Below are 13,042 nucleotides of genomic sequence, written 5' to 3'. Positions count from 1 at the left end.
TATGAATTGGGAAGTTGTTATTGGTCTTGAGATTCACGCTCAGCTATCAACGCAATCTAAATTGTTCTCCGGCGCTGCACGCAGCTTTGGTGCCGAGCCGAACACCAACACCACCCTTGTGGACCTAGGCATGCCTGGTGCATTGCCAGTGTTCAACAAAGAAGCCCTGCGCATGGCGGTTATGTTTGGTCACGCTGTGAACGCTGAAATCGGCATGACTTCTGTATTTGCCCGTAAAAACTACTTCTACCCTGACCTACCAAAAGGCTACCAAACCAGCCAAATGGATCACCCGATTGTGGGCAAAGGTCACCTAGATATTACGCTTGAAGATGGCACTGTAAAACGCGTTGGCATCACCCGTGCGCACCTTGAAGAAGATGCAGGCAAGTCTTTGCACGAAGACTTCCACGGCATGACGGGCATCGACTTGAACCGCTCCAGCACACCGCTGCTGGAAATCGTCTCTGAACCGGACATGCGCTCAGCCAAAGAAGCGGTTGCTTATGTAAAAATGATCCACTCGATCATCACTTACTTGGGCATTTCCGATGGCAACATGGCCGAAGGCAACATGCGCTGTGACATCAACATCTCGTTGCGCCCGAAAGGCCAAACAGAGTACGGCACTCGTACCGAGATCAAAAACGTAAACTCGTTCCGCTTTATCGAGCGCGCAATCTACACTGAGATCGAGCGTCAAGCCGATATCCTTGAAGATGGCGGCAAGATCGTTCAAGAAACACGTTTGTACGATCCAGACAAAGATGAAACCCGTAGCATGCGCTCGAAAGAAGACGCCAATGACTACCGTTACTTCCCATGTCCAGATCTACTGCCGATCGAGCTGACACAAGAATACGTAGATCAGATCGCGTCTAACCTACCGGAGCTGCCGACACAAAAAGCCGAGCGCTTTATGTCTGAGTACAAGCTAAGCGAATACGACGCAGGTGTTCTATCTGCTTCACGCGCGATGGCCGACTACTTCGAAGAAGTCGCAAAAGTTGCTGGCAACGCTAAACTTGCGGCCAACTGGGTAATGGGTGAGCTGAGTAAATACCTAAACACCGAAGGTAAAGACATCACCGAGTCGCCAGTTTCTGCAACGGCTTTGGGTGAGCTGCTAGTTCGCATCGAAGACAACACGATCAACGGCAAAACGGCCAAATCAGTGTTCCAAGCGATGTGGGAAGGCGAAGGTTCAGCAGATCAAATCATCGACGCCAAAGGCCTGAAACAGGTAACGGACACAGGCGCCATCGAATCTATGATTCAAGGCGTACTCGATGCCAACCCTGATCAAGTCGAGCAATTCCGCGCTTCCGATGAAGATAAGCAGAAGAAAATGATTGGCTTCTTTATGGGCCAAGTGATGAAAGCGTCACAAGGCAAAGCTAATCCAGGTGTGGTAACACCAATCTTGAATAAGCTACTTAAAGGCTAGACTTTCCAAACTTGGTAAGCTTACTAAGCAAAAGCCCACTCTTGAGTGGGCTTTTTACATTCTAAACACCGTACTCGATGCGATCACGACCACTGACTTTGGCCTTGTAAAGGTTCCTATCGGCCACTTCAATCATTTTTGACAACGTATCATCTACCGCTAAGCACACGCCAGCACTACAGGTCACGGTTAAATCCTGATCAGTAAACAAACGTTTACTCATACGGTCACGCAACAACTCCATATCGTTGCTAAAGGTTTGCTCATCGCGTAAGGAAATGATGACAAACTCCTCACCGCCATAACGACCGATCAAATCCTCCGGAAACTGTTTTTGCAGCAGCGCGGCAAATTGCTGGATCAACTGATCACCAATTTGGTGCCCATAAGTATCATTGACCGATTTAAACTTATCCAAATCCAGCATGGTGACTGAAAACGGCTGGCCAACTACGCGCTCTTGGAACAGCAGTTCGCCGTGAGCAAACAAATAACGACGATTATAAAGTCCCGTCAACGGGTCTACATTGGCCGCCTCACGAATCGTTTCCAGCATTTCACGAGCCTCAAGGTTATGAAAAATACGCCAGTAAAACTCTTCGTGATAAAACGGCTTTTTCAAAAAGTCATTGGCGCCGCTTTTAATGAAGCGCGCCGACAGCAAGCCATCCCCTTCTGACGACAAGCCAATAAACACGAGATCTTGAAAAAGCTTATCTTGGCGTAAGTGCTTAACCAAAGCACAGCCATCCATATTAGGCATGTGATAATCAGAAATGACGAGTCGCACATCCGGGTGCTGATACAAAAAGTCGAGGGCTTCTTTACCATCACTGGCCGCATGCACTTGGAATTTAAATTTCTTCAACATGGAGCATACAATGGCCGAGCAGGTGGCACTGTCGTCGACCACTAACGCTTTGGTATCTAAATTAAGGCGTAAGCGCTCAAGCAGTTTGGCCACTTGAGTATAAGCAAAGCGAGTTTCTTTGGTGATGTAGTCGAGCACACCTTTATTGAGCAAGCTTGCCCGCAAGTCGTCATCAAAGTTACCGGTCAGCACCAGTGTCGGAATATCGGCATTGAGCACATGCTCAACCACTTCGCCATTGGGAGCATCCGGCAAATTAAGATCGACCACCGCGGCAAAAAAGCGCTCTGCATCTAATGCCAGCTGTGCCTGCGCTTCAGCCAGATCTTGGCACAAAACACAGTTAAAATAAGGGTTATCGCCGATCAGCTTGTTGAGAATTTTTCTGACGACAATGCTATCCTCAACTATTAGTATGTTATACATTCCGGCCACTCGCTTTTAATGTCTTCTAATAGCATAGCAAGCTTGGCTTAAAGCAACGCGTACAGAGATGTACGAATACCGTGAAAAATTGTAAAGCACTTTATGAATTGTCGACCCCAATGTGGAGCTTGTTGTATCGCTCCCTCGATTTCTAGCCCTATTCCTGGCATGCCGGACGGCAAACCAGCGGGCACGCCCTGCATCCATTTAGCAGACGACTTACGTTGCAATCTATTTGGTCTGCCAGAGCGGCCACAGGTGTGCGCGGACTTCGATGCCGTCGAGTACGTGTGCGGCGATAATCGACAACAAGCTTTAACAACCCTTCAAGAGATGGAAAGCGCTACCCAACCACTTATTAGCATTAAGGACCTTACATGAAACAGGCAGTTAAAACGTTTGGTGCCGCAGCCGTCGCCTGCAGTTTATTAGCAGGGTGTTCGTCTACGCCGCCCACCAACAGTCAATCGCTAGTGGTCAATACACCACCCTCTGGTAGCCAAATTGAGCAAAGCGTCAAAGCTCAAGTGGCAATGATGCTCGAGGCCTTCACACCGATCGCTGGCCAAGCATTGCCCAATCAAAGCGTGCTTGAGGCCTACGAATTCCGCGGCTATGAGCCGCTGTGGGTCAACAAGGACTCGGTGGACATGTCGATCTACAAGTTTGTCGATATGCTGGAGCAATCCGCCAGCCATGGTCTGAATCCGGTGCACTATCATGTCAGCACCATCAAACAATACCTTGATCTGCGTGCCCCCAGCTCGCAGCAATTAGCCGAGCTTGACGTCATTGCCACCATTGCTCTATCAAGCTACGCTCATGACCTGTCGATCGGCCGCTATGAGCCACAATTGATTGATCCAAACTGGCGCCTAGATGCGCCTAACAAAGACTGGAAAAATCTTCTATTTCTAGATACCCCAAGCGATATGGTCAACACCCTACCCAATATCGCGCCGCGCCAACCTGAGTATCAAGTACTCCAAAACTGGCTGGTGTACTACCAAGAGCTAGCGCAAAAAGAAGGGGATATTCGTGTCAGTGCCGGCGTACCTTTGCGCTTAGGCGATGAAGGTGAGCGTGTGGCACAGCTGCGTGCCCGCCTGGTACAGCTGGGCGATATTCGCTTTTCTACGCGCAAGGTCAACGAAGACTACTTTGATAATGATTTAAAAGCGGCCTTAGTGCGCTTCCAAAAACGCCACGACCTCTATGCCGACGGCGCTGCCGGCGCTAACACCATCCGTGCTCTCAATGTTTCATTAGAGACCCGCGCTAAGCAGATCGCCTACAACCTAGAGCGTTGGCGCTGGCTGCCAGCACAGCTGGAAGATGACCGTGTATGGGTGGATTTGACCGACTACACCGCGCACATCCATTTAAACGATCAAACCGAAAGCATGAAAGTGGTGATCGGTAAGCCAGAACGCAAAACCAATGTGTTCTACGGCAGAATGACTTACATGGTGACTAATCCAACGTGGCGCGTACCGATGCGCATCGCCCGGGAAAACTTGCTACCTAAGCTGCAACGTAACCCGAACTACTTAGCGCAACACGGCTACAAGGTTTACGACAGCTGGAGCATTGGCGCCAAAGCGCTCGATCCTTCGAGTATCGACTGGAACGCCATCGAACCAGAAGAATTGAGCTACCGCTTTGAACAAGCGGCGGATGATGACAACGCCTTGGGTGCCTATAAGTTTATGTTCCCAAATAAGTTCGACATCTACTTACATGACACACCAGCCAAGCATCTGTTCCGTGAGCACCGCCGTGCCTACAGCTCAGGCTGCATTCGTTTAGAGCGCCCTGCGCACTTTGCTGACTTACTGGTCGCCAATGACAACAAGCGCCGCGCTGAGCTCAATAAAGCGCGCCAGTCGCAAGCGACCAAAGTGGTGTCCCTGTCTCAGTCGTTACCAGTGTATTTGGTTTACTTCACGGTAGTACCAAATGCCAACGGCATGCCAGAGTTTCGTGAAGACATCTATGAGCGCGATCCATTAATGGCTGAGGCCATGGATTACCTGCGCTTCAAGCCTTCAGAAAGCATTTAAGCTTTGCTTAACACCAAAAAAGCCCGCTAATAAGCGGGCTTTTTCATAACTAAGACTAAATAAATTATTTAACCATGACACACACCGTGATCTCTTCACGGTCGTGGTACAGGTGTTTGTATTGCATCTCGTAGCGCAGGCCATGCTGCTTTAGCTGGCTAGCGATCAACTCCAGACACTGCACCACCTCTTGGTAACGTTTTTTCATCGGTAGCTTCAAGTTAAAGATGGCACGCTCAGTCCAGCCTTCACACAGCCACTTCGCCATCAGCTCTGCCACCAAGATTGGGCGTTCCACCATGTCACACACCATCCAGTCCACACGCACTGGCGGCTCAAATTTAAAGCCATCTTCGGTCATATGCGACACTAACCCAGTGTCCATAAGCTCTTTTTGCATGGGACCATTATCGACCGCATAGGTATGAATACCACGCACCACAAACTGATACGTCCAACCGCCTGGGCAAGCACCCAAATCAACCGCATTCATACCCTCATACAAATCGCGCTGACGACGCTCTTCTGGGACAAACTGCAACAGCGCTTCTTCTAGCTTCAAGGTCGAGCGACTCGGGCCTTTGGCTGGGAAACGTAAACGACGAATGCCCAACGGGAACTCAGAACGACACGCCGCATAACTCACCCCCAAATACGCCTGATCACCTTCCATAAAGAACACGTGATGGCGCACGCCTACCGCCTTAGTACGTAGCAAACCGGCCTTTTTCCAGCCAGTTTTTAGTGGCTTCTCAATTTTCTTGATCAGACCAGACAGGGCTTTTGCTTCGTTGGTATCGGCTGTTTCTAGCCAAATATCTTGCGCCAAAGGCAGTTCACGAGCCGCTTCTAGTAACGCTTGTACGCGTCCACCCTTTTCAAATTCGATGACATCGTTGACCGCGATGATCTGACGGGCAAAAATCAAATGGTTAAATGACAATTGCTGAATTAAGCTCTCAGCACCATCGTCCACATTGGTGTTGTACACCACGAACCCCTGATTTTCCTTAGGCACGCCGTAGCCATAGAAACCATGCTCTGCAGCAATGTCTGTAATTTCAGCTAAGGCATCTTTTTCGAAGCCCGCGCGGCAGTAGATCAGTATATTTTTCATAGTTTCTAGGTGTTTCTGTTTGGAAGAGTGAATTTCGGCCAGGTTAGTGAGCCGTCAAAAAATAAGGTTTGATATTGTGCTTGGGCCGCTGCGCTAAAGCCATCGCCTTCCTCAGGCCAAGCCTTAAAGGCAAACGTTTCGTTATGCCATTCGAATTCTAACGAATAGGCATGCAAATAACCACGATCCGCAGCATGAGCGCCATAGCGCTCATCGCCTAAAATCGGCGCACCGAAGCTTTTTAAGGCCACCCGAATTTGATGGGTTTTGCCCGTCAGTGGGCGTATGTAAAAGTAGCGCTTGCCATCTAGAGCAAAGCTAAAAAACTGCGTTACCGCCAAGGCCTCGCCCTGCTGTGTTAGACGCCATTGGCCTCGTCGACTTGGGGTCATGGCGCCAGAAATCGTACCCTGTTTCTTTTTCGGCTTCTGGTCAGATACCGCCAGATAACGTTTCTCTAGGCGATGCTCACTAAAGAGTCGCCCAAACTCTGCCGCCGCCGTTTTGTGAGTCGCAAACAACAGCAAGCCTGAGGTCAACTTATCTAAGCGATGTACCGGAAAAAACGTCTGTTCAGGGTACTCTGCTTGTAGGCGCTGAGCAAAGCCGACACCTTGCTCGGAGTGAAAGCTTTCACCAGCAGGCTTATAGACTAACCAAAAGTCAGCGTGTTGATACAAAACATGGATGGGGGTCATAAACAGGTCAACGCAAATAAAGCTCGGCATTCTACACTAGGTCACAAATCGATCCTACGCCTAAAGCTTGACCGAACGGTTAAATTTTAGCACCACTTTAGCGCATAATAACCACTTATCTCAGCAATTATGCCCAATATTTAACAAATAATTGGCAGATAAAAAGCTGACCATACAGACAAACAAGTTAAAATTGCGTATTCTACGCGCCTTAATCACGATCTCCTCAACCATCATGATTGGCATGATAATTGTTTGCCCTAATGAAACAATACGGACGTCAGCGCAACGGACTTACACAGCACTGCTGCATCACAGCAAACCGGCAAAGCTTTGGGTCGAGACGTAATATCTATGCTGCCACAAGCAGCTTTTACTCAAATACATAGAGAATGAACGGTGTCGGAAACATTGAAATCACAGAACTCTAGCCCACGCTTAGAGTTACTGAATATCACTAAACAGTACCCCGGATGTCTAGCTAATGACCAAATTTGCATGACGTTAATGCCCGGCGAAATTCACGCTTTATTAGGTGAAAATGGCGCCGGTAAAAGTACCTTGGTCAAAACTATTTACGGTGTCGTCGCCCCTGACTCAGGCAACATTGTTTGGGACGGTGCTGATGTACAAATCAAATCCCCTGCGATCGCTCGAGACTTGGGCATCGGCATGGTGTTTCAACACTTTTCGTTGTTTGAAACACTCACCGTGGCGCAAAACATCGAGCTGTGCCTCAGCCCATCACAACTGGCTGAGATCGGCGACCTTGATGCACGCATTCGTGAGCTATCGTCACGCTATGGCCTCAATGTCGACCCAACGCGCTACGTGCACTCATTATCGATCGGTGAGCGTCAGCGTGTCGAAATCATGCGCTGCTTGGTGCAATCGGTCAAACTGCTGATCTTAGATGAGCCGACGTCAGTACTGACGCCACAAGAAGTGGCTGGTCTATTTGACGTACTGCGCCAGTTATCCGCCGAAGGTTGCAGCATTTTATTTATCTCGCACAAACTGCATGAAGTGACCGAGATCTGTGACAACGCAACTATTTTGCGTAGCGGCCAGTTGGTAGCGGACTGTGTCCCTAAAAATGAAACCCCAGCCACTATTGCGAAGCTGATGGTCGGTGATCTGGCCGAGCAAGACGCCGGCTACGAAAAAGCCCACGGCGAAGAAGTCGTGTTCAACGCACAGAAACTCACCTTAGCGGCTAAGCAGCCGTTTGGCACTTCTCTAAAAGACGTTAATTTCAGCCTGCGTAAAGGCGAAATCCTTGGCATTGCCGGCGTTGCTGGTAATGGTCAAGAAGAGCTGATGTCGATCATCAGCGGCGAAGACAAGCGCAATCTAAAAGACACCTTATTTTTGTCTGGTAAAGACATTGGCACCTTAAGCGCTGGCGCGCGCCGCAAACAAGGCTTGGCTTATGTGCCTGAAGAACGCTTAGGTCGTGGTGCGGTGCCGGACATGAGCTTGTCTGAAAACACCCTGCTGACGCACAGCGCAGGCTTTGTTAAAGCAGGCTTGGTTAACTGGAATGCTGTGAAACAGTACGCCAAATCCCTAATTAACCAATACAGCGTAAAATGCCACGGCGAATCAGCCGAGGCCAAAAGCCTGAGTGGCGGTAACCTACAAAAATTCATTATGGGTCGTGAAATTGGTCAACAACCCAAAGTACTGATTTGCGCGCACCCAACTTGGGGCGTTGATGTCGGTGCGGCGTTGGCGATTCACCAAGCATTATTAACTTTGCGAGATCAAGGCGCGTCTATTTTGCTTATTTCTGAAGACATCGATGAGCTGTTTTTATTAGCCGACCGTATGGCGGCGGTGTGTAATGGCCACCTTTCACCTGTGGTACGTGTTGAAGAAACTTCCATTGACCAGATTGGTCAATGGATGGCCGGTACCTTTATTGAAACAGACACCACTTCGGAGGCGCACGCATGATACGTGTACAAGCTCGTACTGAGCAAAGCCGCTTGATGACGTTTGCCTCGCCGCTGCTGGCGATCGTACTGACGCTGATTTTTGGTTCTATCTTGTTTACCGCGCTGGGTAAAGACCCACTGCAAGCGTTGCATGTACTTCTCATCATGCCGCTGTCTGACGCCTACAACGTCAGTGAGATGTTGGTCAAAATGGGGCCGTTGCTACTCTGTGCTGTGGGATTGTCACTGTGTTATCGCGCCAACCTTTGGAACATAGGTGCTGAGGGCCAATTGCTAGCAGGCGCTTTGGGCGGCAGTGCCGTGGCTTTGGCATTTGGTGACTCCGAATCTATGTGGGTATTACCCGTGACACTTTTAGGTGGCATTGCATCAGGTATGGCATGGTCGGCGATTCCGACCTATTTGAAGCTAAAGTTCAACTCCAATCTGATCTTAACCACCATCATGCTCAACTACATTGCTCTGTATCTACTGATCTGGGCCGTGCATGGGCCGCTGCGTGATCCGATGGGCTTTGGCTTCCCTGAGTCAGCCTTGTTTTCCGATGCCGCACTATTACCTGTACTGTCGGACTCTGGTCGCGTGCATCTAGGTGTGGTGTTTGCCGTGCTCGCGGCGCTGGTGGCCTGGTTTATTTTAAGCAAGTCACACCTAGGCTTCAAAATTCGTGTCTACGGCGCCGACGAACCCGCTGCCACCTACGCTGGTTTTAACGCCAATGGCATCAGCTGGTTTGTGATGTTGTTTGCTGGTGCTTTGGCTGGCCTTGCGGGGGTAGCAGAGGTTGCCGGCCCAATCGGCCAGCTGACACCAAATGTGTCGCCTGGCTACGGCTACTCGGCCATTATTGTTGCCTACTTAGGTCGCTTGCATCCGGCTGGCGCCATTGTTTCAGCGGTATTCCTAGCGATTCTCTACATGGGCGGCGATTTAGCACAAATCGAAATGGGCATTCCGATCGCTGTCGTCGGCATGTTCCAAGGTGTGTTGCTGTTCTTCTTATTGGCGTGTGACTTCTTCATCCGTTACCGCCTTGTGTCCTCTCGTGAAACCGTCGCTTAGGAGCCCATGATGGATATCGATTTAATCACTCAGGTACTGTTTGCGGCGATCAAGACCGGTACCCCACTGTTGTTTGTTGCCCTAGGCGAAGCCATCTGTGAAAAAACTGGCGTGCTGAACTTAGGTCAAGAAGGCATGATGCTAATGGGCGCCGTGGTTGGCTTCATGGTGGCCTACGGCACCGGTAATGCAGGGCTTGGCCTTGTCGGTGCGATGTTAATTGGCTGTGTTATGAGTTTAATTTTTGGTGTGCTGGTGTTACATCTGGGTGCCAACCAAGTCGCCACCGGTCTTGCCTTGACCATCTTTGGTACTGGCTTAAGCGCGTTTATTGGTACCAGTGTGGTCGGTAAGACACTGACTGGCTTTGAGCCGATTGCGATCCCATTGTTATCGGATTTACCAGTGATTGGCAAAGTCTTGTTTAGCCATGACCCACTGGTGTACTTAGCCATCGCGCTAGCGCTGGTGATTGCTTACGTGGCCAACAAAACACGCATCGGCCTAACCATCAAAGCCGTGGGCGAAAACCCTCACGCGGCCAATGCCATTGGTATCAAGGTGCTGCACGTGCGTTATCTAGCCGTGATGTTTGGTGGTGCTATGGCGGGTCTAGGCGGCGCCTACATGTCGCTGGTGTACACGCCGATGTGGGTGGAAAACATGACCGCAGGTCGTGGCTGGATCGCCCTAGCACTGGTGGTCTTTGCTTCATGGCGTATTGGCAACATCATGTTGGGTGCTTACCTATTTGGTTTGGCGAGCATCATGCACTTGGTACTGCAAGGCATGGGCTGGTCGATTTCACCAAACTTACTGGCCATGCTACCTTACGTAGCGACGATTGTGGTGATGGTGCTGATCAGTGCCGACAAATACAAAGAAAAGTTATTGGCTCCGCGTTCATTGGGGAAACCTTTTGATCCGCGCCAAATGGCTTAATAAGAATTTGCTTGTTTACATTATTGTTTGAAACACGCCTTCGGGCACATAAGGAGCGCTACATGAAAATGAAAAGCTTACTAGTGGGCTTAGGCCTGATTGCGGGGATGAGCGCTGCACACGCAGCAGAAGACCCGTTTAAGGTTGGTTTTGTCTACGTTGGCCCTGTGGGCGATCTTGGCTGGAGCTACGAGCACGATCGTGGGCGTCAAGAGCTTGAAGAATACTTCGGTGACAAAGTCGAAACGACGTTTGTCGAAAACGTACCAGAAGGTGCCGACGCCCAGCGTGTCATCACTCAGCTGGCAAAATCCGGCAATGACCTGATCTTCTCAACCTCGTTTGGTTTTATGAACCCAACATTGAAAGTCGCCAAGCGCTTCCCAGATGTAACTTTTGAGCATGCGACAGGCTACAAGCGTGCGAAAAACATGGGCACTTATGCCCTACGCACCTACGAAGGTCGTTATGTGTCTGGCGTGGCCGCGGGCATGCTGACTGAGAGCAACACCATCGGTTACATCGGCTCTTTCCCTATTCCAGAAGTTATTCGTGACATCAACTCAGCGTTTATGGCGGCTAAAAGCGTCAACCCTGACGTGACTATGAAAATCGTCTGGGTGAACTCTTGGTATGATCCAGGTAAAGAAACGGACGCAGCAAACGCATTAATGGACCAAGGTGTCGACGTGCTACTACAGCACACGGATAGCCCAGCACCATTGATCGCAGCTGAGAAGCGCGGTGTGCGTGCCATCGGCCAAGCATCCGACCAAAGCAGCTTTGCCCCTGAAGCACATGTCTTCTCTGTGCGTGATGACTGGGCACCTTACTACATCAAGGTCGCGCAAGCGGTCATGGACGGCACTTATCAGCCACAAGATTTCTGGGGCGGTTTCCAAGATGACATGCTTAGCCTAGCGTCGATCAACGACAACTTACCAGAAGATGTGCGCGCCAAAATCGATGCTACGTACGACAAATTGGCATCCGGTGAATTCCACCCATTCACTGGGCCAATCACTGACAATAAGGGTAACGTCGTGGTACCTGAAGGCCACACCCTAACTGACCAAGAGCTGGCACAAGTGAATTGGTACGTGGAAGGCATCAACGACCAAATTCCACGCTAATTTACAAAAGACAGATAAGTCGAGTAGTATCAAAAAGTGGTTGCCAGATGATTGGCAGCCACTTTTTTTATGGCTATCAGATTCAGCTTGATATGCTATCATCACAGCTAAACCCTTGAGTGAATACTATTTATGTCTATTGATACTTCTACGTTTTTTCGTCAAACCAGCCAAGCTCGCTATGACGCATTTGTGAAGCATATTAAATCGGGCGGTACTTGTTATACTCTTGCGGACACGGAAGGCTGCTTAACCCTTTCAGTAGCGGATCAGCAAGTGCTTCCTGTATGGCCCACTGCTGAAATGGCGAACGAATGGGCACAAACAGAACATGAAGGTTTCAGTGCGCTGGATATTACCAACGATGCCTTCTGCAATACTTGGTTGCCAGGTATGGGAGAAGACGGCGTGAGCGTCGGCGTCGCACCGAACATGGCCGGAGAAGGCATTGTGGTGCACGCGCAAGAATTGCACAACGAGATCCAAGGATAATCCAACAAAATCAGGAGAGGTTTATGTCTTCATCGCTTTTACGCCATTTGGCAATCGGCCTTGTCAGCGTGTCCTTGGTGGCATGTAGCACATCGCCCACAGGGCGCAGCCAGCTGACGTTGCTACCAGACAGTCAACTTAATGAAATGGGCGTCGCATCGTTTACTGAGATGAAGTCAAACCTGCCGACTACCAGCAGCACTAATGTTACGCAAAACGTGCAATGTGTTGCGGATCGCATTATCTCAGTGTTACCGGATCAATACCGCGATCAAGCATGGGAAGTGGTGGTGTTTGATGACGAGCAGGTCAACGCCTTTGCTCTACCGGGCAACAAAATTGGGGTTTACACGGGCTTATTAGAGGTAGCCGAAAACCAATCCCAGCTAGCGGCTGTGGTCGGCCACGAAGTGGGCCACGTCATGGCGCGTCATGGTAATGAGCGTGTTTCTACTCAGTTAGCCACAAGCCAAGCTCTAGCACTTGGTTATCAGCTCTCTGGCGAGGACTCAGCCACCAAAGCGGCTATTTTCCAAGGCCTTGGCATTGGCGCGCAGGTGGGCATTATCTTACCGTTTAGCCGTACCCACGAGTCCGAAGCCGACCAAATCGGCTTGGAGTTGATGGCCAAAGCGGGCTTCAACCCAGAAGAAAGCGTCACCCTATGGCAGAATATGAGCAAAGTGGGCTCAAGCGATACACCAGAGTTTTTATCGACGCACCCGTCGCACAATTCTCGTATCGCAGGTTTGAAAGAGCACATGGCTGAGCCGAAGCAGATTTACGCATCGCTAAAAGCTCGCAACCAGACAGCTAACTGCTACTAATCT

12 protein-coding genes are annotated in these 13,042 nt (G+C 50.0%); 9 read left to right on the top strand and 3 right to left on the bottom strand.

The features are described from left to right. Position 1: 1 nt before the first annotated feature. Positions 2-1,447, top strand: a complete 1,446-nt coding sequence (gatB, locus tag JQX58_RS01970) for an Asp-tRNA(Asn)/Glu-tRNA(Gln) amidotransferase subunit GatB (RefSeq protein WP_204145135.1) — start codon at positions 2-4, stop codon at positions 1,445-1,447. A gap of 61 nt (positions 1,448-1,508) precedes the next feature. Here the strand turns inward: gatB and JQX58_RS01965 are convergent, their stop codons facing one another. Then, on the bottom strand, positions 1,509-2,744 hold the full coding sequence (locus JQX58_RS01965) for a diguanylate cyclase (RefSeq protein WP_204145134.1): 1,236 nt from the start codon (positions 2,742-2,744) through the stop codon (positions 1,509-1,511). Between the two features lie 102 nt (positions 2,745-2,846). Here JQX58_RS01965 and JQX58_RS01960 point away from each other — a divergent pair, with 102 nt between their 5' ends. After that, a complete protein-coding gene (locus tag JQX58_RS01960) occupies positions 2,847-3,125 on the top strand; it encodes a YkgJ family cysteine cluster protein (RefSeq protein ID WP_204145133.1) in 279 nt (92 codons plus the stop codon). Further along, on the top strand, positions 3,122-4,807 hold the full coding sequence (locus tag JQX58_RS01955; protein ID WP_204145132.1) for a L,D-transpeptidase family protein: 1,686 nt from the start codon (positions 3,122-3,124) through the stop codon (positions 4,805-4,807). The genes JQX58_RS01960 and JQX58_RS01955 overlap by 4 nt, the downstream gene beginning before the upstream one ends. Positions 4,808-4,871: 64 nt before the next feature. On the opposite strand, the gene rlmM is transcribed toward JQX58_RS01955, so the two are convergent. Together rlmM and JQX58_RS01945 are read right to left on the bottom strand one after the other, a co-directional pair. Then, positions 4,872-5,924 carry a 23S rRNA (cytidine(2498)-2'-O)-methyltransferase RlmM gene (gene rlmM, locus JQX58_RS01950; RefSeq protein ID WP_204145131.1) on the bottom strand — a complete coding sequence of 351 codons (1,053 nt, stop codon included), beginning with the start codon at positions 5,922-5,924 and terminating at the stop codon, positions 4,872-4,874. 5 nt (positions 5,925-5,929) lie between these two features. Then, positions 5,930-6,622 (bottom strand): pseudouridine synthase, encoded by a 693-nt coding sequence (locus JQX58_RS01945; protein WP_204145130.1) that lies wholly within the window; start codon positions 6,620-6,622, stop codon positions 5,930-5,932. A gap of 498 nt (positions 6,623-7,120) precedes the next feature. On the opposite strand from JQX58_RS01945, the gene JQX58_RS01940 reads away from it, so the two are divergent. The 6 genes from JQX58_RS01940 (at position 7,121) to JQX58_RS01915 (ending at position 13,039) form a co-directional block, all read left to right on the top strand. Continuing rightward, positions 7,121-8,581: an ABC transporter ATP-binding protein gene (locus JQX58_RS01940; protein WP_338040638.1), complete on the top strand. Its 1,461-nt coding sequence runs from the start codon at positions 7,121-7,123 to the stop codon at positions 8,579-8,581. Further along, complete coding sequence (locus JQX58_RS01935) at positions 8,578-9,645, top strand: ABC transporter permease (protein WP_204145129.1); 1,068 nt, start codon at positions 8,578-8,580, stop codon at positions 9,643-9,645. The genes JQX58_RS01940 and JQX58_RS01935 overlap by 4 nt, the downstream gene beginning before the upstream one ends. A 9-nt stretch (positions 9,646-9,654) precedes the next feature. Beyond that, positions 9,655-10,587, top strand: a complete 933-nt coding sequence (locus JQX58_RS01930; RefSeq protein WP_204145128.1) for an ABC transporter permease — start codon at positions 9,655-9,657, stop codon at positions 10,585-10,587. 62 nt (positions 10,588-10,649) lie between these two features. Continuing rightward, entirely contained in the window at positions 10,650-11,720 is a 1,071-nt protein-coding gene (locus JQX58_RS01925; RefSeq protein ID WP_204145127.1) for a BMP family ABC transporter substrate-binding protein, read from the top strand. Between the two features lie 132 nt (positions 11,721-11,852). Further along, positions 11,853-12,212 carry a DUF2750 domain-containing protein gene (locus JQX58_RS01920; RefSeq protein ID WP_204145126.1) on the top strand — a complete coding sequence of 120 codons (360 nt, stop codon included), beginning with the start codon at positions 11,853-11,855 and terminating at the stop codon, positions 12,210-12,212. 23 nt (positions 12,213-12,235) lie between these two features. Beyond that, positions 12,236-13,039: a M48 family metallopeptidase gene (locus JQX58_RS01915; RefSeq protein WP_204145125.1), complete on the top strand. Its 804-nt coding sequence runs from the start codon at positions 12,236-12,238 to the stop codon at positions 13,037-13,039. Positions 13,040-13,042 lie beyond the last annotated feature (3 nt).

Source organism: Marinomonas ostreistagni, from assembly GCF_016888445.1.
GTDB lineage: Bacteria > Pseudomonadota > Gammaproteobacteria > Pseudomonadales > Marinomonadaceae > Marinomonas > Marinomonas ostreistagni.
This window is presented reverse-complemented; position numbering and strand designations above follow the sequence as displayed.